Origin of the sequence: Algibacter luteus, from assembly GCF_030344935.1 — a bacterium.
GTDB classification, from domain to species: Bacteria; Bacteroidota; Bacteroidia; order Flavobacteriales; family Flavobacteriaceae; genus Arenitalea; species Arenitalea lutea.
Genome location: NZ_CP128313.1, coordinates 372,268 through 391,792, shown reverse-complemented (window position 1 = coordinate 391,792; position 19,525 = coordinate 372,268). Strand labels below are relative to the sequence as shown.

17 protein-coding genes are annotated in these 19,525 nt (G+C 30.2%); all 17 read right to left on the bottom strand.

From position 1 onward, the window contains the following. A complete protein-coding gene (locus tag O5O44_RS01690) occupies nt 1-1,149 on the bottom strand; it encodes a glycosyltransferase (protein WP_289195484.1) in 1,149 nt (382 codons plus the stop codon). After that, nucleotides 1,146-2,189 (bottom strand): glycosyltransferase family 4 protein, encoded by a 1,044-nt coding sequence (locus O5O44_RS01685; protein ID WP_289195483.1) that lies wholly within the window; start codon nt 2,187-2,189, stop codon nt 1,146-1,148. Before O5O44_RS01685 ends, O5O44_RS01690 begins: the two co-directional genes overlap by 4 nt. Before the next feature lie 265 nt (nt 2,190-2,454). Continuing rightward, entirely contained in the window at nt 2,455-3,684 is a 1,230-nt protein-coding gene (locus O5O44_RS01680; RefSeq protein ID WP_289195482.1) for an O-antigen ligase family protein, read from the bottom strand. Further along, nucleotides 3,681-4,943 carry an O-antigen ligase family protein gene (locus tag O5O44_RS01675; RefSeq protein ID WP_289195481.1) on the bottom strand — a complete coding sequence of 421 codons (1,263 nt, stop codon included), beginning with the start codon at nt 4,941-4,943 and terminating at the stop codon, nt 3,681-3,683. The genes O5O44_RS01680 and O5O44_RS01675 overlap by 4 nt, the downstream gene beginning before the upstream one ends. A 53-nt stretch (nt 4,944-4,996) precedes the next feature. Next, the gene (locus tag O5O44_RS01670) at nt 4,997-6,211 is read right to left on the bottom strand and encodes a CDP-glycerol glycerophosphotransferase family protein (RefSeq protein ID WP_289195480.1); all 1,215 of its coding nucleotides are present in this window, start codon (nt 6,209-6,211) and stop codon (nt 4,997-4,999) included. Between the two features lie 4 nt (nt 6,212-6,215). Further along, nucleotides 6,216-7,472, bottom strand: coding sequence for an oligosaccharide flippase family protein (locus tag O5O44_RS01665; protein ID WP_289195479.1), 1,257 nt, complete (start codon nt 7,470-7,472; stop codon nt 6,216-6,218). 50 nt (nt 7,473-7,522) lie between these two features. Further along, nucleotides 7,523-7,966 (bottom strand): FAD synthase family protein, encoded by a 444-nt coding sequence (locus O5O44_RS01660; protein ID WP_289195478.1) that lies wholly within the window; start codon nt 7,964-7,966, stop codon nt 7,523-7,525. Between the two features lie 12 nt (nt 7,967-7,978). After that, a complete protein-coding gene (asnB, locus tag O5O44_RS01655) occupies nt 7,979-9,793 on the bottom strand; it encodes an asparagine synthase (glutamine-hydrolyzing) (protein ID WP_289195477.1) in 1,815 nt (604 codons plus the stop codon). A 17-nt stretch (nt 9,794-9,810) separates the two neighbouring features. Continuing rightward, nucleotides 9,811-10,593 carry a dTDP-4-dehydrorhamnose reductase gene (gene rfbD / locus O5O44_RS01650; RefSeq protein ID WP_289195476.1) on the bottom strand — a complete coding sequence of 261 codons (783 nt, stop codon included), beginning with the start codon at nt 10,591-10,593 and terminating at the stop codon, nt 9,811-9,813. Continuing rightward, a complete protein-coding gene (gene rfbC / locus O5O44_RS01645) occupies nt 10,590-11,135 on the bottom strand; it encodes a dTDP-4-dehydrorhamnose 3,5-epimerase (RefSeq protein WP_289195475.1) in 546 nt (181 codons plus the stop codon). The genes rfbD and rfbC overlap by 4 nt, the downstream gene beginning before the upstream one ends. Before the next feature lie 6 nt (nt 11,136-11,141). After that, nucleotides 11,142-11,999 carry a glucose-1-phosphate thymidylyltransferase RfbA gene (gene rfbA, locus O5O44_RS01640; RefSeq protein WP_289195474.1) on the bottom strand — a complete coding sequence of 286 codons (858 nt, stop codon included), beginning with the start codon at nt 11,997-11,999 and terminating at the stop codon, nt 11,142-11,144. A gap of 3 nt (nt 12,000-12,002) precedes the next feature. After that, nucleotides 12,003-13,052 carry a dTDP-glucose 4,6-dehydratase gene (gene rfbB / locus O5O44_RS01635; RefSeq protein ID WP_289195473.1) on the bottom strand — a complete coding sequence of 350 codons (1,050 nt, stop codon included), beginning with the start codon at nt 13,050-13,052 and terminating at the stop codon, nt 12,003-12,005. Next, a complete protein-coding gene (locus O5O44_RS01630; protein WP_289195472.1) occupies nt 13,052-14,134 on the bottom strand; it encodes a hypothetical protein in 1,083 nt (360 codons plus the stop codon). Before O5O44_RS01630 ends, rfbB begins: the two co-directional genes overlap by 1 nt. Before the next feature lie 4 nt (nt 14,135-14,138). Then, the gene (locus tag O5O44_RS01625) at nt 14,139-15,827 is read right to left on the bottom strand and encodes a DUF6909 family protein (RefSeq protein WP_289195471.1); all 1,689 of its coding nucleotides are present in this window, start codon (nt 15,825-15,827) and stop codon (nt 14,139-14,141) included. A gap of 94 nt (nt 15,828-15,921) precedes the next feature. Continuing rightward, a complete protein-coding gene (locus O5O44_RS01620; protein WP_289195470.1) occupies nt 15,922-16,968 on the bottom strand; it encodes a GDP-L-fucose synthase family protein in 1,047 nt (348 codons plus the stop codon). A 70-nt stretch (nt 16,969-17,038) separates the two neighbouring features. Next, a complete protein-coding gene (locus O5O44_RS01615; RefSeq protein WP_289195469.1) occupies nt 17,039-18,523 on the bottom strand; it encodes a GH3 auxin-responsive promoter family protein in 1,485 nt (494 codons plus the stop codon). 2 nt (nt 18,524-18,525) lie between these two features. Further along, a complete protein-coding gene (locus O5O44_RS01610) occupies nt 18,526-19,395 on the bottom strand; it encodes a M23 family metallopeptidase (protein WP_289195468.1) in 870 nt (289 codons plus the stop codon). Nucleotides 19,396-19,525: the final 130 nt, after the last annotated feature.

Sequence of the window (19,525 nt, the reverse complement as noted above, 5' to 3'; positions counted from 1 at the left end):
TTATTGGTTTTCTTTCCAATTGTTATACAATGTTTCTACTGTTTCTTTAAATTCATTTTCAAATCGTTCAATACTAAACCGATCTGTATTTTTTCTAATCGTTTTTTTGTCAAATAAAGCCTCATTCATTTCAAAATAATCAATTGCTTCCAAAAGAGAATTTACGTTTTGTTTGTTAAAAAACACCCCTGTTACCTCGTCCGAAATCTTATTTTTACTTGGAAAGACCCCATTAATCGTTTCAAGAGCCCCTCCCTTGCCAAATGCAATAACCGGAATACCACAGGCTTGAGCTTCAATTGGTGCTATACCAAAATCTTCTTCAGCTGCAAAGATAAATGCTCTAGATTGTTTTATCAACTTTTGCATCTCATCTTTTTCAACATACCCCATTAATTCTATATTTGGCTTCGCTAATTTTTTTATTTTTTTAAAATCTGGTCCTTCTCCAACAACAACTAATTTTTTTCCTGATTTGGAAAACGTTTCAACAATCAAATCAATTTTTTTGTAAGGAACCATTCTTGAACAAGTTATGTAATAGTCCTTTGTTTCATCTGTGAGTGTAAATGAATTCGTGTCAACTGGAGGGTATATAACAATAGCTTCTTTATTATATATTTTTTTTACTCTCTTAGCTACGTATTTAGAAATAGCAATATAATGATTTGGCCTATTGGCTGTTGAATAATCCCATTGCCTTAATTTAAACAAGAAATACCTAGCAAAAAAACCTTTTATTCCTCGATCTAATTTTGCTTCTTTGATATACTGTGAATACAAATCCCAGGCATACCTTACCGGTGAATAGACATAAGAAATGTGTAATTGATCTGGTCTTGTTAAAACACCCTTTGCAACAGAAGATGAAGATGAAACTATTAATTCGTATTCTGAAAAATCTAATTGTTCAATGGCAAGTGGAAATAAAGGGAGGTAACTTCTATATTTTTTTTTTCCAAAGGGTAATTTTTGAATAAACGAATTTTTTGTTTGTTTTCCTTTTAAAATTATATCTCTGTTTTTTTGCGATAAATCATCTATCAAAGAAAAGTGATCGAAATCATCCCAAATGTTGTTAAAACTTTCAACACATCGTTCTGCACCTCCATATACAGTATACCAATCATGTACTAAAGCTTTTTTCATATTAATTCTTTTATTATCGATTCTAATTCAGTGGTTGCTGTATCCCAACTAAAACGTTTTGAGTTTTCAAGTCCTAATTTTTTAAGTTGCTCTATTTTATTTTTATTATTAATTACTTCTTCTATTTTATTTCTCATACTTTCAACAGAATAAGGGTCGAAATATTCAACAGATTGTTCATAAACTTCAGGCAAAGACGTAGCATTAGATACGATACAAGCGCTCCCACAGGCTTGAGCTTCTAGAGGCGGAATGCCAAAGCCTTCAAAAACTGACGCATAAATAAATATCTCAGCGGTATTATAAGCATCAATTAGCTCTTCATCTGTTAAATACCCTGTAAATATAATATTCTCATTAAGTTGTTTATCATCTATACCAATATTAGAAAATGTTTTGTTTTTCGCGCCTACAATTTTAAGTTTATAATCTGAATCTATACCGTTAAAAGCTTTTATAATTCGTTTTAAGTTCTTTCGAGGATCTATAGAAGACACGGTTAATATAATCTTTTCTTTTTTTAATCCTTTATTCACAAATTGTAATGATGGTGCCGGATAAATAACATCAATTTTATTTTCAGAAATTTTATAGGTTTCAATGATGTCAGACTTTACATAATTACTATCTGTAACTATTCGTCTGGAGTTCTTAATGCTTTTAGGAATTAATAGATTGTATGATTTTTGAAATGCAAAAGAGAACCATTCCGGATGATGTTTAAAAGCCAAGTCATAAAGAAATATTAATTTATTCTTATAAAATACTGGGCCTATTCCAACAAAATTAATAAGCAACGGATTCCCGTTTTTTTTCAGATAAAGCGGTAAATCTATTTGTTCCCACAACTGTCCTTTAAGTTTTCCAGTAAAAACTATATTAAAGTCTCCGTCCAAATGATTAAGGATTTCATCATTAGGCGCAACGAAAATAACTTTTTTATTGCCTATTTGATTTTGAATCCTATTACAAATTTCAAAAGCAACACGTTGTACTCCGGTTAGCCTTTGTGTCAAAAATCTTGCGTTAATTACTATCATAAGATTTTTTTAGAATAAATAAGAGTAAAAAAATGAACCATATGAACTCAAGAAAATATTTTCTGCTAAAGAAAAGAATATTATGATTAATTAAAAAACAAAAGTACATATAATTAACCCATTTAAACGTTTTCTTAGTTTTATAAAAACTAATCTCAAAATGTGAAAAAATGTATCATTAAGCTTCTTTAAACATTTTGAAAACAAAGCACTTATTTAATCTTTCATTAACTGGGATAAAAATTGGAAACAATTGCTAACATTATTAGTTACTTATTTTTTTATTAAATAAGGTAGAGTAAGCCATTAAACAATTAAAACTTATAAACAAAACTATTCCTGTGTTTCTGACTAAAAAATTCTCCGTAAAAAACGACGAGTAAAATAAGATTAAAATATTAAAGTACTCATTGTTTTTGTATACTATAGCAATTCCTAAAAAATATATAAAGGAAAATAAAATTAAGATTAAGCCAATTACCCCAAAAGAAAGAATATAATCAAGATACTGATTATGAGTGTTGTAATTCTTGTTATTGAAGGCACTAGTGTTAAATTTTTTATAACAATTATTGAGTTCTTGTTGCACATCACCTGGTCCGTAACCCATAATTGGAGTTTCCTTAATTAGAGAAAAAGAGCAATTATATATAGCCATTCGTAAATTAAATGAATTATAGTATTCCTCCTTTGGATAAATATGTTTAGTCTTTATAATTTCATTTACTCTATCTTTAATTGGTGAGAAATAAGCAATAGTTACAAAACCGAATAACGACAAGGCAATTACCATGATTACTTTTACTTTACTTTTTATTTCTTGAAAAGCCAGCAAAATTCCAACAAGCAAAACAGATAGAATAACTCCCTTTGAACTCGCTATCACAATACCCATTATAAATAATAAACACAAAAAAATATTCAGCCATTGATATTTAAATCTATTATAAAAAAGCAATAATAATGCTATTGCCATTATTAACGAAAAGTAAATAGTATGCTCTCCAATGATAGGTGTTAATTCAATAGTCTCTCTAAGTTTGATATTAATAGAATATTCGTTTCGCTGATTAAAAATATTATTTATTCTAAAAAGAATATAAATAACTGTAATAACCATAGAAATGGCAGATGCCATTATAAATACTTTATTAAAATTTTTAAATTGAAGTGTCGATTTAAATGGTTTTAATATAAACACCGTAATTGGTAAAACAAAAAAAGACAATGTTTTTCCAGCATACCTAAATCCTACATCCAAATTTTCTGTCCAAAAAAGTGATATTAAATACAATAAAAAAGGCAATATACAAAACAAAACTACTTTATTTATCTGTAGTTTACCATTGTTGTTTCCCGATTTTTCGTAATAAATTAAACTTAAAAAAGATCCTATAAAGAAAACAGTAATAGCAACACTTACCATAAACAACGACATAAGTGGTAAAAGTGCTAATATATAAATGTATTTCTCTTTGAAAAATCTCAAACTCATTTTATGATTTTTTCTTTATATTTCATGGCATAAGGTATAGCCAAAAACACCCAAATGAATAGCATTATAAAAGAAGGAAATGCATTAAATGAAATTAAAGTAGCAATAACTCCTCCTGTAATAATATCGTTTTTATTTTTAATTGCTACAATTAAAGTTTTACTTAAAAAAACTATAAAAAATAGAAATCCAACTATACCATACTCAGACCACACTTCTAAATACACATTATTTGTAATACCTCTTCTGTTTCTCCTTGCAATAAAATTATCAAACCATTTAGAAGGATTTTTTACAATTTTTTTATAATCATTATATCTATCATAGTGAAGCGCATAGTTATAGGGTCCAACTCCTATTATTGGATTATCAATGCCTTGTTTGAACGCAATTCTTCCTGTTAAATATCTATCTACTTTAGAAAAATTTCCTTCAGTAAGGTAACTAACTGGTTGAAAAATTTTTGCTTTTATAAATTTTTGATAATACTCTGTTTGAGCGAAAAACAAAAATCCGGCTAAAATTAAAGGGTAAATAATTAAAATTTTTCCTGTAAATAATTTCTTTCTATAAATATAAATTAAAAAAATGGCTCCGCTTACTATTGAAATCGTAGACATAGTAGTGATAATTGTAAATAATAAAAACCATCCTACTTTTGTTTTCCCTTTAAAAAAAGCAACTGCAGAGGATAATATTAAAAAAAGACCAAAGAAGTTTCCTTCTTTAAATGTGCCACATCTTATGATTCCAAATAAATTTTGTGGAGATGGCTCCATGCCAAATAATTTTACATAAGGAAAATCAAATGCAGAAAAAATAAACAAATACCAAGAATACCAAGCCGCTATTAAAGCACCCTTAACCCAGTATTTTAATACATTTTCATTTTTTGATATGAAATATAAACTAGCAAAAAATGCTATTATATTTAATTGTATATAACAAAATCTTAAAAAACTGTCCCCGAATGCACTTATTCTGAATGGAACTTCCTTTAAAGGATATTCATATTTCCATAAACTGTTTATTGTAAATGAAAATAGTGTCCAAAGCAAAAACAAGACTAATGTTTTACTATTTACAACAAAATACAAATATTCTTTAGGTAAATACCCAACAAACATATAGAGAACAATTATTATCATTAATAATAATTCTGATCCTTTTAAAGGAAATCCTATATTTATTGTAAGCGCTTGAGTGAAAGGCAAAAAAAACAAAAATAAGCAAAAAAACGTAGTGAATTTAACTTTCATTATTATGTTTTAAATAGACTTTAATACTCCTAAATATCTTCTCTTATTATACTTTAAAATTCAATTAATGGGTTGTATTTTGTAACAAAATCAAGCCTTATTAATTGTTCCTTTCTTCTTTCAACAAATTCGTCATGATTTTTTAAAATATCAGATATTACATTAACAGTGCTTTCCCATGTCTTACAAACTGTACCTATATCCAGTCCTAAAAAATCATAATAAAAATTTACCCTTCTAGTATACTCAACTAAATCATGGCACATAAATACGATAGGTCGATTTAATAGTAGAAAATCAAAAAAAACACTTGAATAATCAGTTATCAATACATCAGTGAATTTAAGCAAAGGATATGGATCCGAATAAGGGTAAACTAAAACGTTTTTAAACTCCTTTGTAATATCTTTTAATAGATTAAAATCTAAAAAATGAGCCTTTATAACGAAAATGCTTTTGTTGTTTTTGCAATACTCATTCATTTTACCTAAATCCAAACCTGAATCTTTAATTACATCCAAAATCGTTTTATTAAATAGTTTTCGTTGCGTTGGTAACCACGAAATTATACCATTGTAATTTTTTCTAAGCTCTAATAGCTTATCTGCTTCTGGAAAATAGTTTTTATTTAGATTGTATGAGTCTTTAAAGCAAAGAGTTCTAGGCTGTTGAGATAATACGATATTGTCTTTAATCTTATTGTCTCTAAATGATTTAGAAAATGGCTCAATATAATTATCCTTTGCCTTTGCACATGGTGCCAATAAAACATCACATTTCATATAATATGCATATGGCAGCCATTTAGAAATAAAAAGCTTAGTTTTTCCAGAAAGACTATTGTCGTTCCAATCGCCTCCATATCCAATCTTTCTTAAAGGCATACCGTGCCAAAACTGAATAATTGTTGCCCCCCCGATTAACGGACCATTAATATCTTGTAATTGATGAGAGAGATATGCTTTTTGCGCTCTTAATGCAGTATAAAACCCTTTAATAGAATAAAGAAATTCGGCAGGAAGCCCTTTTAACTTTAATTCTTTCACTAAATTTCTGTTTTTTGTAATCCAAACCAGGTTTAAATCATTCCTTTCTTTACTATAATACTCTATATAATAATACTTAGAATTATCAGCAAAATGATTACCTAAAGAAGAGCCTATTACAGCTAAGTTTTTTTTCTTTGGGAAGAATATGGAAAGATAATAAATAGGGAACCCTATGCCTATATTAATTACTGTTAATAAACCCTGTAAAATCCTCCTCATCTTATTAAATAGCTTTTTTATTTATAAATCGTTGTTGTTTTAAAAACTTTCTAACTCCTATATATCTAATTCCTAAGACAATAAATTGAGTGAAAATTAGCAATAATACCATTAAATAAATTGAAAGGAACGTAGAAATAAAGAACAAAATAATTACGTGAATTATACAAGCAATAACCACACTATAATTGGCATATTTTTCAAAACCAAAAGCGCCAAGTAATGGGTAGCCTATAAAAGTGGCAGGAACAATAATTAACGATAAAAAGCAGAAGTATTTTAATAATATCGCACTTTCTTCATATCCTTCTCCAAATACAAAATAAACTATTTCACTTGAAAAATAAATTGTGATTAAGCTAACAAAACAATTAAAGACTATAGCCGACAAAAAAACCTTTTTAAAAAGATTTAGATCTTTTTTTTGAACCATATAAGGGTAAATCGCGTCGGACAATGGGCTATAAATTACTGTCATTGCAGTAAATAACCTTTCTGCTACGCCGAATATACCTGCATAAAATTCTCCTAGAACTAGTCCAACAATAAAATTGTTACTAGATGTATATAAAGCAACTGATGCTCGAGAAAAGAAATATTGTGAGCTACCTTTTAATTGTTCAATAATATTATTCCATTTTGTAAAATAAAAAGTAACTCCAAATTCTTTATAAGCAAAAATTAATGATAGAATGCCCGCAATTACAAACCCAATAGAATATAGTAATGGTACATAAATGAAATCTTCTATGTTTTTTATAAATACAAAAATTAAAAGAGTAAACAATGACTTTGAAACCAAGTTAACTATAGTAATATATTTCATTTTTTCCATCCCTTGAAACAGCCATGTAGGTGTTAGAACTTGGCCTAATACAATCCCGAAACCCATAAAATATGCAGCCTTATTAGTTGCTAAAACCGGAACATAAGTCGTCAATATCAATAAAATTAATAGAGAAATTATTAGTAACCCAACTTTCGCTAATAGAATACTGCTGAAAATAGTATTTACCTTGGAAATATTTCTTCTAAACAATGATATTTCTTTCGTAGCTGACAAATTAAAACCATAATCACAAACTACTGATAGCAACTGCATTATTGAATAGACCATTGCCACAACTCCATAATTAGAAACTCCAAGAACTCTGGTTAAGTAAGGCAATGTCACAAATGGTAAAATAAGATTAACTCCTTGTAGTGTCGAAAGTGCTAAAAAATTTTTTACTAATGCGTGCTTAAAATAAGAAAGTTTCATGTAATTAATTAACTAATTATTTTCAAAATTTCTATCCCTATGTTAAAAATTTACTTCTTTGCTCTTAAGTTTTTTAATGTTTCATTTATTAGGGTAGATGATGTACCCTTTGTATAAGGGAAGTAAATAATTTTAACACCAACAGCTTCAAACTTTTCATCTAATTCTTTCCATTTATCACTCTCAAACCAATCATCTCCCACAAACATTACATCAAATTTAAGACGCTCCCACATTTTATATTTATCCATATCGTTTTGAGGGACAACTGCATCAACATGTCTAATATTCCTGACTATTTCCATGCGTTCCTGATGTCCTATAACTGCCTTTTTGTTTTTATAAGCAACCAACTCATCAGAAGTTACTCCTACTATTAATTTATCACATAAGCCTTTTGCATTTTTAATTAAATTTAAATGCCCAATATGAAATAAATCGTATACTCCAGAAGTATACCCAACTATTGTTTTTTCGTCTCCTCTTTTATACATAATTAACTTTTTTTACCACTTCCACTGTTTGTCAAAGTAGTTTCTTTTAAATAATTCTATATTAATGAACATCCAGAGAATTTGTCCAGCCCTAGGTTCCGTTTTGCTTTTTTTAATTAAGTCGTAAACCACTCCTTTTTTCAACCACTCGGCATTTGGTAAAAGTTCAGTGGCTAGAGATTCCAAGTTTTCAAACCATTCTGTTAACGGCACAGGGAATCCTATTTTTTTGCGTTCTATAATTTCTTTGGGTAAGTATTTATAGGATACTTTTCTAAGTAAGTATTTTGGAGTATCTAAGGTTTCACTATACTTACTAGAGTTCATTGATCTTGCTTCATTTTTAGCATCATTACTTATCCATCGTAATTTTAAATCATAAGGAATATTACTATACGAAAATTCGATTAAGTTATGATCTAAAAAAGGTACTCTAGCTTCTACAGAGGTCTGCATTGTTGTCATGTCTACACGCTGCAATAAACCTTTTACGTGATATTTATGAAAGAATTTAAATATACTCTCTTCATTCGATCTATTGCTGAAATCAGCCCTCAACTTAATATCAAATTCTTCCCTATAGTTTTTTGGTGTATTAATTAATTCATCTCTCATGGATCTTGGTACGTAATCATATTTTGAGATAAAATAATCGTAAAAAGGAACTTTCGAGCCTTCATTTTTATAGTCAAAAGGAGCTCTGTAAATTCTACCATATCCACCCATTAATTCATCTGCCCCTTCCCCTGATAACACTACTGTTATTTTTTCTTTTAACTTGCTAGACATTACAGCTAATGGGATTTCATTAGGGACGCCTAATGGTGCGTCTTTAAAATTAATAAGACGTTCCCAATTAGACATATAGTCCTCTTTTCGCATTAAGATTTCATGATGATTTGTTTTGTATTTTTCGGCAATAACCTCTGAATACTCAAACTCATTTATTTCCTCAAACCCAATAGTATAGGTGTTAACTTCTTCCTTCTTATTTAAAGCAGTGATCGCGGTAATTAAACTAGAATCTACACCGCCACTTAAGTAGGTGCCTAATGGAACATCTGCAATAAGTCTATATTTAATGGCTTTATTAATTTCCTCATCTAATCCATTAAGTATTTCCTCTTCATTATACTCCTTGGACATATTAAACACTTCTGGTATATCCCAATATTTAATCTCGTCAATTGATAGCTCTTTGTCAATGCGTAAATAAGTGCCTGGATTTACTTGAAAAACATCTTTAAAAAATGTATAAGGGGTTCTTATATATCTGTTTGCTAAATATTCATCTACTGCCTCATCATTAAATTGAGCATCAACTAAACCACTTGATAGTATCGCTTTAATTTCTGATGAAAAAACTAAATGCTCTCCATCATTATAAAAATAAAGAGGTTTTATTCCCATTCTATCTCTAACCAATAATAAGGTTTTGGTTTCAGAATTATACAATGCCATGGCAAACATCCCGTTCGCTTGATTTAGAAACCAATCTATTCCTTTTTCTTGAACTGCGGCAATGATAACTTCTGTGTCAGAATTTGTTTTAAATTCATAATTTAGTTGCGATTTGATTTCAAGAAAATTATAAATCTCCCCATTAAAGACAATATGCCAAGAATTATTATTTGAATGCATAGGTTGATTAGAAACCTCTCTTGTGTCTATAATACTTAATCGTCTATGACCAAGCGTCAGGTTATTATCTTTATAATAACCTCCAGCGTCTGGCCCTCTATGCCTAATTGAAGTATTCATTTTCAGAATTCTTTCTTCAATATTTGAAATATTTTTTTTTGAGTATATTCCTGTTATTCCACACATTTAAAAATTGAATTTTTTTATAATAAAACGCTATTTTTAGGTCTAGCTGCAAAAGTACGATAATTCTTTGCCTTAGCAAGTTTTACTTTATTTGATAAATTGTTTTCTTTTATTATTTCCTCAGCAAAATCAAACCAGGTCATAACTTTTTCATCACAAAAATGTTTTACACCATATTCGATAGATTTATTAAGTATAAAATCTATTATATATTTTGCCAAATTTATTGTATTTGTTGGACATCCTATTTGCTCTGTTGTAATAGTTAACTCCTTTTCCGTTTTAGCTTTCTTTAAAATGGTCCTATAGAAGTTATTGCCGTATTTTTTACTATATAACCAGGAGGTTCTTATAATAAAATAGTTTTTCAAAATTTGTTGAATATATTGTTCTCCTAAAAGTTTAGATTTTCCATATTCGTTGATTGGATTTGGTAAATCTTTAATCGTATAAGACCCTATTTTATTTCCATCAAAGACATAATCTGTTGAAATATGAATCAATACAACATTATTATCTTCACAAGTTTGGGTCAAATACTTTACACCTTCAGCATTAATAAGATATGCTATTTCAGGCGTTTTTTCGGCTTGTTCCACATTGGTATAAGCTGCACAATTTATACAATAATCGAAGCTTCTTTTACTGAAAAAAGATTTAATATCATCTTTTTTTTTAATATCTAATTCTTGCTTTGTAACAAAAATAAATTCTAAACCCAGATCATTTATTTGATATAACTCTTTAATGGTTTTTCCTAATTGACCATTGGCACCCGTAACTAAAACTTTCTTTATCATCTGAATAGGTTTTCAAACGTTTCTAAGTTTTTGTCTTTTTCAGACACGATTATTTTTTCTTCAGGAAAATTCCAGTCAATATTTAACGTTTTATCATTGAAAATGATTCCAGATTCTGAATTCTTATCATAAAAATTATCACATTTATATGAAAAAATGGAGTTGTCTTCTAATACTATAAATCCGTGAGCAAAGCCTCTAGGAACATAAAGTTGAACTTTATTCAAACCATCTAATGTTATTGAAAAATGTTTTCCGAATGTTAGCGAATCTTTTCTTAAATCTACACATACATCTAAAACTTTCCCTTTTATAACTTGAACTAGTTTTGCTTGTGCAGCCTCTCCTTCTTGAAAATGTAGCCCTCTAAGTACACCCTTTGAAGACTTCGATAAGTTGTCTTGAACAAAATGCGTTCTAATTCCTGTTTCTTTTGAAAAAACTTGCTCATTAAAGGTTTCTAAAAAGTAACCTCTGTCATCTTTGAAAACTTTAGGCGTAATTACAAAGCAGCCTTCTAAATATGTTTCTTCAACTTTCATTTTATATTAGACTATTTGTTGAAGATAATCTCCATAACCACTTTTAAGTAACGGTAGAGCTAATTTTAATAATTGAGCTTTATTTATATAACCCATTTTATAAGCCACCTCCTCAATACAACCAATTTTTTGGCCTTGACGTTCCTCAATAACTTGAACAAACTGAGAAGCCTGCATTAATGAGGTAAACGTGCCGGTATCTAACCAAGCCGTTCCTTTATCTAAAATTTGAACATTAAGCTTGTCTTTATTCAAGTATGCCTTATTTACATCTGTGATTTCCAATTCACCACGCTTACTTGGTTTTATTGCTTTGGCTATTTCAACTACAGTGTTATCATAAAAATAAATACCTGGAACAGCAAAATTAGATTTTGGTTTTTCAGGCTTTTCTTCAATTGAAATGGCTTTATTGTTTTGGTCGAATTCGACCACACCATAGCGTTGCGGATCTTGAACATGATAAGCAAAAATAACACCTCCTTTAGGGTCTATATTATTTTGCAATGTAATATCTAAACCAGAACCATAAAAAATATTGTCTCCTAAAATTAATGCGACACTATCTTTCCCTATGAAAGATTCACCAATAATAAAAGCATCGGCTAAACCTTTTGGTTCCTCTTGAACAGCATATTCAAACTTACAGCCATATTCATTCCCATCGCCAAAAAGTGCTTTAAAATTAAGTAAATCTTTTGAAGTTGAAATAATTAATATCTCTGTTATGCCTGCGGACATAAGTGTCGTTAACGGATAATAAATCATGGGCTTATCATAAACGGGCATAAGCTGTTTACTTACTACTTTCGTAAGCGGATACAGCCTTGTTCCTGAGCCTCCAGCTAATATAATTCCCTTCATGATTTAGTTGCAATATTGTTTTTTATAGTATGATTGATATGCTCCACTCGTTACATTGTTAAGCCATATTTGATTATTTAAATACCAATAGATTGTTTCTTTTAGACCTTCTTCAAAAGTTACCGATGGAGTCCAACCTAATTCATTCTTTATCTTTGATGCATCAATCGCATATCTTAAATCATGTCCTGGGCGATCTTTAACAAATGTTATCAATTTTTCTGATATCCCTTTTTTTCTACCTAAAGCGACATCCATTTGTTGACAAAGTAATTGAACTAAATCAATGTTTTTCCATTCGTTTAAACCTCCGATATTGTATGTGTTTCCCTGTTTTCCTTTATGAAACACTAAATCTATTGCTATGGCATGATCTTTTACATATAGCCAATCTCTAGTATAATTACCATCTCCATACACTGGTAATTCCTTGTTATTTATTATATTATTAATAAATAAAGGAATTAATTTTTCTGGAAATTGATTTTGACCGTAATTGTTAGAACAATTTGTAATCACATATGGCAGGCCATAAGTTTCGCCATAAGCTCTTACAAAATGATCTGAACTTGCCTTTGAGGCTGAGTATGGAGAATTCGGATTATAGGCGGTAGTCTCAGTAAATAAACCCGTCTCTCCTAATGTGCCGTAAACTTCATCAGTGCTTACGTGATAAAATAGTTTGTTTATAAAATTACCTTTCCAATTTTTCTTTGCAGCATTTAAAAGATTAATTGTTCCAATTATATTAGTTTTAACAAATAATAAAGGGTCCTCTATAGACCTATCAACATGAGATTCTGCGGCCAAATGAATTATGCTCTCAAACCTATAAGTTTTAAAAAGCGCGTTTAAAGTACTTTCATCAATTATGTCTGCTTTTATAAAGGTATAATTAGGTTTGCCTTCAATATCCTTTAAATTTTCTAAATTTCCCGCATAAGTTAAAGAATCTAAATTAAAAATATGATAATGAGGGTATTTTTCTACAAAAAGCCTTACGACATGTGATCCTATAAAACCTGCTCCTCCTGTTATCAAAATAGAATTCATTAATACTTTTTTAACTTTTTATCTTCCTCGGATAAAAACTGACCAAAACCAATTAACAGGAAGCCAATAAATGTTAGTATAAAAAACAATATTGGTAAGACAAACGTTTTTCGGTCTGTCCATTCAGAAATGTCGTAACCCGCATCAGGAAAATCTGATATAACACTGACAATATCATTATTCACCACAAGATCCTTTTCAATATTTCTTCTCTGTGCTTCTAGTCCTGAAATCTTTTCTATAAGTTCTGATTCATTGACTAACAAATCACTTTTTTGTTGTCCGTTAGCCATAAAAAAATTAGTTCCAGAACCGGCTTGAGCCTCCTTTTTAGATTCCCGTTCTCTGATCATTAAATATACGTCTACCAATGAATCTATTTTTCTTTGTTCTTCTTGTATTGAAATATCTTGGGTTTTAAAATTCTTCAGAGTTACATTTTTTAAATTAATTAAATAATCATTATCCGTAATTGCTTTGACTAATTTACCTCGCAGTTTTCGGTATACAAAACGGTCCGTTGATGCTACCCCTATTTTATGACGTTTGAAACTATAATAATTTATAGACGCAGTAAATTCTTTATATGTATACTCAGCTCTCGCTACGGAATCCAATCCATTTTTGAAATTAACAAACATTTTAATTTTATCATTCTCGTCAATGTCTGGTTCTATATAAAATCCTTTTAATTTAGCGGCATCTGCAACAGGTATTTCTAGTTTTCTTGCTAATTCTGTTGAATCTTTATCTACATATGCCAATTGATGCAAGTACTGCATGTTTTCATATACTTGATGTGAAGCATTATAATTAGTCTCAATAAATACATTGGCGCCATATATTTCCCCACTTAATTTATCTAAGAAATACCCTGAAATTAAACCTAAAAAAATTGCTAAAGCATACCATTTCAATCGTTTAAAAACGTGGATTAAAAACAATAAAATTATTCTATATATTCCTTTAAAAATAGATGAAACAAAATCAAATAAACGTTGAAATAAATTACCAATTATTTTAAACAACTGCCCTAAGTCGACTTCTTCTCTTTGTGGTTGTTCTTGTAAATTTTTGCTCATGATATTAATTAAATATTTGTTCTAAAATAGTTCTTGTTATTAAATATGTCGGTTTCACGCCCGAAGTTCCCAAGCCACCCGATGCCAATGTTGCTCCCGTTTTTAAAGGATTATCACTAGCATAATATGCGTATCTTACTTTAACATCTGGTTTTATACTTCCACGAACTTTTGAAGCCGCTTGGATTGCTTTTTGATAATGTGCACCTTCCATTTCCAAGCCTATAACCTGCCATGTGGAATTATAAAAGAATTTTAATATGTCCTTATTCTGTAAAGAGGTTCCTAGAACTGTTATCATTGATCCTTTACATATATTTATTCCATGACCTTCTAAAACTTCCTTTTTTAATTCATTTTCAAAAGGATAATTGTCGGCAGTCCCTTCAAAAATATGAGCTGAAGGAATCATAATATCTCCTTTATCACCTTCTAAAATACCCGCTTTCCCCATAATAGATATCGACTCTACATTAAGATGGTGTTTCTTTCCTTTTTGTTTATAAGGTTTTAGTAACTCATCTATGGTTTCGTAAGCTTGCTCTCCAAAAGCATAATCCATGACTAATATAACAGGTTTATTTTGTTTTATACTAGTCTGAGAAATTTTAATATCCATTTTAGAAATGTCCAATTTAGTCGTATCAAATATTTGAACATCTATATTCGTCCCAGAAGTATCTTCTATATAAATCATGCCTTTTTGCAACGCTTCTTTTGTTACTTTATTGCGCAATAATTTATTTTCATTTTTACTTAAAGATTGATAGACCGCAAAAATGTCTTGTTTATATGAATTAGGCTTTAGCGCATTATAAGCGTACAGCGTATTCATAACACTATGCATGTTAGCACTAATGATATGAATTGGTCTTTCTAATAAATCATTTTTAAAAAGTGTGTCTTTGATTTCGTCAGCCCAAATTTCCCCATGGATATGATGCCCAATTCGTTCTCTTAAAACAGGGCTAAATGTAATTGTGCGTTTGTTATTATTTATTAATTCTTCTATGGCCAGTTTACCCAACCAATAAACTATATGTAGTAACCTTTCAGGTTGTGAAGGTTTAGCAAACGCCTTATAAACCGTACTTAACTCATTAAACGTTCTCCCTAAAATATTAGCTGTATGAGTAATAGCTACCTCTCTTTCTTCTTGAGTAAGCTTCTTTTTAGATAAAACTGCCTTTTCTAGTTTAATCCAATCTCTGGTGGTTGATCCATGCTCGTCAATTAATACACGTTTACTTATTTTGTGCGATTCAATAAAAAGAAAAGTGAGGTGAGTGAGAATATCATAAATTTCAGATCGCCCTCTTGTGATTTCGATATTCATTTGTTCGTTATCAATCCTATAACAGTTTCGACGACGTTTCTCTGGAATTATAGGTTTGAAGTGCGATTCTGAATAGCCTTCATCACTTGTTAAGTTAATAAACGTGCATTCTTCTATACCTTGTGGCAATCTATCTATAACATAAATTAAGCCTTCTAGTTCTGCTTTTTCATCTCCAATTGAACCGTAAATTTCTGGTCTTAAAAGTAATAATGCATTTCGTAGTGTTTCACCAGAAATACCCATTGGTTTGTAGAAACCTCTATTAAATAAATGGCGCATAGTAACGTACATTCTTTCAATAGCGTTTGAGCTTTCTTGAGCTCTAGTTCTTTCATGATGCTTTTTACGACTCATAGTTTGGTTTGGTTGTGGCAAATATACTACTATTTTGATTTAATTTAACCGAAGTAAATCGAGGAAAACAATAATGTGATTTTAGTGGTCTAACTTATTTATTTAGGTACCATTGATAAAGTTTTTCAACCCCTTCTTCTATTTCTATTTTATATTGCCAGCCCATGTTATTTATTTTTGATACATCTGTTAGTTTCCTTGGTGTACCATCGGGTTTATCGTGATTAAATACTAACTCGCCTTTATACCCTACAGTATCTTTAATTATTTCAGCAAGTCTTTTAATAGAAATATCTTTTCCTGTGCCAATGTTTATGTGTGTATTAAGTATTTCTCCATTTTCTTCAGAATAAGTGTCTTTAAAATCACAGTTTTCCATTAAAAAAACACATGCCTCACCCATCTCTTCACTCCATAAAAACTCTCTTTTTGGTTTACCTGTCCCCCAAATTTCAACGCTAGTTTCTGTAACCCCAAAAGGTAATAAGTATGTTTTGGCTTCTTTAATAGAATCAACGTTCAGGTCTTTTAACACCTCATCATATTTCGATTCAGATAATAATTTAGCCAAATGAATTTTTCTAATTAATGCAGGTAGCACATGCGATGTTTCTAAATCAAAATTATCGTTAGGACCATAAAGATTAGTTGGCATAACAGAAATGAAATTTGTGCCATATTGTAAATTATAGCTCTCGCACATTTTAATCCCTGCAATTTTTGCAATCGCATAAGGTTCATTGGTATACTCAAGTGGCCCTGTTAACAAACTATTCTCTTTCATAGGCTGAGACGCGTTTTTAGGGTAAATACAGGTGCTCCCTAAAAACAATAATTTTTTAACGTTATTTAAATAACATTGGTGAATAACATTGTTCTGTACCATTAAATTCTCATAAATAAAATCAGCTCTATACTTATTATTGGCAAGTATTCCGCCAACCTTAGCAGCTGCTAGTACAACATATTCAGGTTTTTCTTTTTTAAAAAATTTAATGACGTCTTCCTGAATGAGCAAATCTAATTCCTTATGAGTTCTAGTTATTAAATTAGTATATCCTTTACTTTTTAGGTTTTTAAGAATAGTTGATCCTACAAGACCTTTATGACCAGCAACATATATTTTTGAATTTTTTTTCATTTCTTAATTAATTTAATATTACCCTTTTACTAGAAACAATAATCTTTTAAGACTTTGTATTTATATTAGATCAACAAAAACGTTCAACAATTTTCCTGTCATTAGACAATCTAGGTAATTTATTCTGCCCACCCAATTTCCCGACGGATTTCATATACTCTTGAAAACCTCCAGTTTTTACTTTTGTAATCTTGAGTGGCTGCAACACTTTACCTTCAATTAGATCGAAATAATAAGAGTTTTGTTCTTGAAGTGACTCGTCTATTTTTTTCGCTAAAGCCGATAGGTTGTCCGGTTCATTTTCAAATTCTATAAACCATTCGTGATATGGCAACCCCTCATTAGGATTAATTTGAGGCGCCACAGTAAATTCTGAAACTCTAATATTTGTATTTGCCGTTGCTTCTTGAATGGCTTGCTCTACCTCTTTACCTATTACGTGCTCACCAAATGCCGAAATAAAATGTTTTATCCGTCCTGATACTATAACACGATATGGTTTTGTTGATGTAAACTCTACAGTATCTCCAATATTATAAGCCCATAAACCTGCATTAGTTGAGATAATCATGACATAATTTACACCAAGCTCAACATCTTTAATAGTGATACGTTTTGGGTTCTCTTCAAAAAATTCATCTGCTTTAATAAACTCGTAAAAAATACCCGAATTTAACTGAAGTAGCATCCCTTTTTCATCCTGTTTATCTTGGAAAGCAAAAAACCCTTCACTTGCAGGATACAATTCTATGCTATCAACTTTTCTGCCTATTAGATTTTCAAATTTAGCCCTGTAAGGTTCGTAATTTACACCTCCAAATATAAATAAGTTGAAGTTTTTAAATACATCACCTACTTTTTTTCCTGTTTTCTGTTGAATTTTTTCAAAATACATTTGAACCCAAGAAGGGATTCCAGAAATAACTGTCATGTTTTCGGGTAAAGTTTCTTCAACTATTTTATCAACCTTTGTTTCCCAATCTTCAATACAGTTAGTCTCCCAAGAAGGCAACCTGTTTTTTTGCAAATATTTAGGCACATAATGGGCTACTATACCTGATAAACGCCCTAGCTGAATGCCGTTTTGCTCTTTTAAAATAGGACTTCCTTGTAAAAAAATCATTTTCCCATCTACAAATTTGGCGTTTCCAGTTTCATGAATGTACATTAAAATAGCGTTTCTTGCTGCTTCAATATGCGATGGCATACTCTCTTTTGTGATTGGAATATATTTCGATCCTGAGGTTGTACCGGATGTTTTGGCAAAATAAATTGGTTTTCCTTTCCAAAGAATATCTTCTTCACCGGCAACTACTCTTTCAACATAAGGTTTTAAGTCTTCGTAATCTCTTATTGGAACACGTTTTACAAAATCTTCATGATTATTAATACTTACAAAATCATGGTCCTTTCCAAACTGAGTTTTTGTAGCCTCAGAAATTAAATCTTGAAATACTTGTCGCTGGTTTTCAATTGGATGCGTTGCCCATTTTTGGATTTTTTTATAAATACGTTTTGCAAAAGGTTTTGCCAATGCAGACTTTAATGAAATCATATCTATTTAAAATCTATAAAATTAGTTGGGTTAATGGGATAACCATCATTCCAAAGTTCAAAATGCAAATGTGGTCCTGTTGAAAGTTCGCCAGTATCTCCTGCCGTTGCAATTACTTCTCCTGCTTTAACTAAATCACCCTGACTTTTTGTTAAGGATGCATTATGCTTGTAAACTGAAATTAAACCATAACTATGCTCTAGAATGATTACGTATCCTGTACTAGCGGTCCATTCTGCAAAAACCACAATGCCATCGGCAGTTGCTTTTATTGGTGTATCTTTTGCTAATACAATATCTACTGCATAGTGCTTTTCTTTTGCATTATATGGCTCGCTTATCGTACCGCTAACTGGTGGGAACAAAACAAAATTAGTGGCTGAGGTTGCTGATTCAAACAAGTTATATTTATCCTCTTTATTTACTTTTTCACGAAGGAGTGAATCCTCGGCAATTGGCGTTAAATCTACTTCGCTAGCTTCTAGTTTTACAGCCTGAACAATAGAGTCTTTATTAAAGTCTATCGCATTTAAATCGCCTGTTAACACTTTTTTAATAGACTCGTAATATCGATCGTTCATAGCTATAACACGTTGCAAAGAATCCGTTTTATAACTTAATTCCGTAGCTTTCTTTTTTAGGGCTGTAGAAGAATATCCAGGGATATATTCTCTTAGCGGCGTAAATGCTATAAGCAAGTAAGTTAATGTGATAAAAAAAATAGCAACCAAAGAGCTCATCACAAAGACATTGAGTCGCGTTAATTTAAACGACAAACGTTCTTCAAAAGTATTTTCGTTAAGTATCATCAATCGATACTTATCGAGTAATTTTCGCTTTATCTTTTTGGGTTTCTTTTTCTTGTTTGCCATGTTGAAACAAAAATAAATAGAATTTATTTAATATTATTGGTTTTAACCAAGAGTGTTTTTTATTCTCTTAGGCTATGTTCTGATATATAGAATATGCTAAAGTTATGCATAAAACGATTTTATTTAACTT

Bases quoted from the DNA above. Each gene is read 5' to 3' on its own strand.
- rfbB (WP_289195473.1), bottom strand. From the start codon at position 13,052: ATGAATTCTATTTTGATAACAGGAGGAGCAGGTTTTATAGGATCACAT.
- O5O44_RS01620 (WP_289195470.1), bottom strand. From the start codon at position 16,968: ATGAAAAAAAATTCAAAAATATATGTTGCTGGTCATAAAGGTCTTGTA.
- O5O44_RS01610 (WP_289195468.1), bottom strand. From the start codon at position 19,395: ATGGCAAACAAGAAAAAGAAACCCAAAAAGATAAAGCGAAAATTACTC.
- rfbD (WP_289195476.1), bottom strand. From the start codon at position 10,593: ATGATAAAGAAAGTTTTAGTTACGGGTGCCAATGGTCAATTAGGAAAA.
- O5O44_RS01670 (WP_289195480.1), bottom strand. From the start codon at position 6,211: ATGAGGAGGATTTTACAGGGTTTATTAACAGTAATTAATATAGGCATA.
- O5O44_RS01660 (WP_289195478.1), bottom strand. From the start codon at position 7,966: ATGTATAAAAGAGGAGACGAAAAAACAATAGTTGGGTATACTTCTGGA.
- O5O44_RS01615 (WP_289195469.1), bottom strand. From the start codon at position 18,523: ATGATTTCATTAAAGTCTGCATTGGCAAAACCTTTTGCAAAACGTATT.
- O5O44_RS01680 (WP_289195482.1), bottom strand. From the start codon at position 3,684: ATGAGTTTGAGATTTTTCAAAGAGAAATACATTTATATATTAGCACTT.
- O5O44_RS01630 (WP_289195472.1), bottom strand. From the start codon at position 14,134: ATGAGCAAAAATTTACAAGAACAACCACAAAGAGAAGAAGTCGACTTA.
- O5O44_RS01625 (WP_289195471.1), bottom strand. From the start codon at position 15,827: ATGAGTCGTAAAAAGCATCATGAAAGAACTAGAGCTCAAGAAAGCTCA.
- asnB (WP_289195477.1), bottom strand. From the start codon at position 9,793: ATGTGTGGAATAACAGGAATATACTCAAAAAAAAATATTTCAAATATT.
- O5O44_RS01685 (WP_289195483.1), bottom strand. From the start codon at position 2,189: ATGATAGTAATTAACGCAAGATTTTTGACACAAAGGCTAACCGGAGTA.
- rfbC (WP_289195475.1), bottom strand. From the start codon at position 11,135: ATGAAAGTTGAAGAAACATATTTAGAAGGCTGCTTTGTAATTACGCCT.
- O5O44_RS01665 (WP_289195479.1), bottom strand. From the start codon at position 7,472: ATGAAACTTTCTTATTTTAAGCACGCATTAGTAAAAAATTTTTTAGCA.
- O5O44_RS01675 (WP_289195481.1), bottom strand. From the start codon at position 4,943: ATGAAAGTTAAATTCACTACGTTTTTTTGCTTATTTTTGTTTTTTTTG.
- O5O44_RS01690 (WP_289195484.1), bottom strand. From the start codon at position 1,149: ATGAAAAAAGCTTTAGTACATGATTGGTATACTGTATATGGAGGTGCA.
- rfbA (WP_289195474.1), bottom strand. From the start codon at position 11,999: ATGAAGGGAATTATATTAGCTGGAGGCTCAGGAACAAGGCTGTATCCG.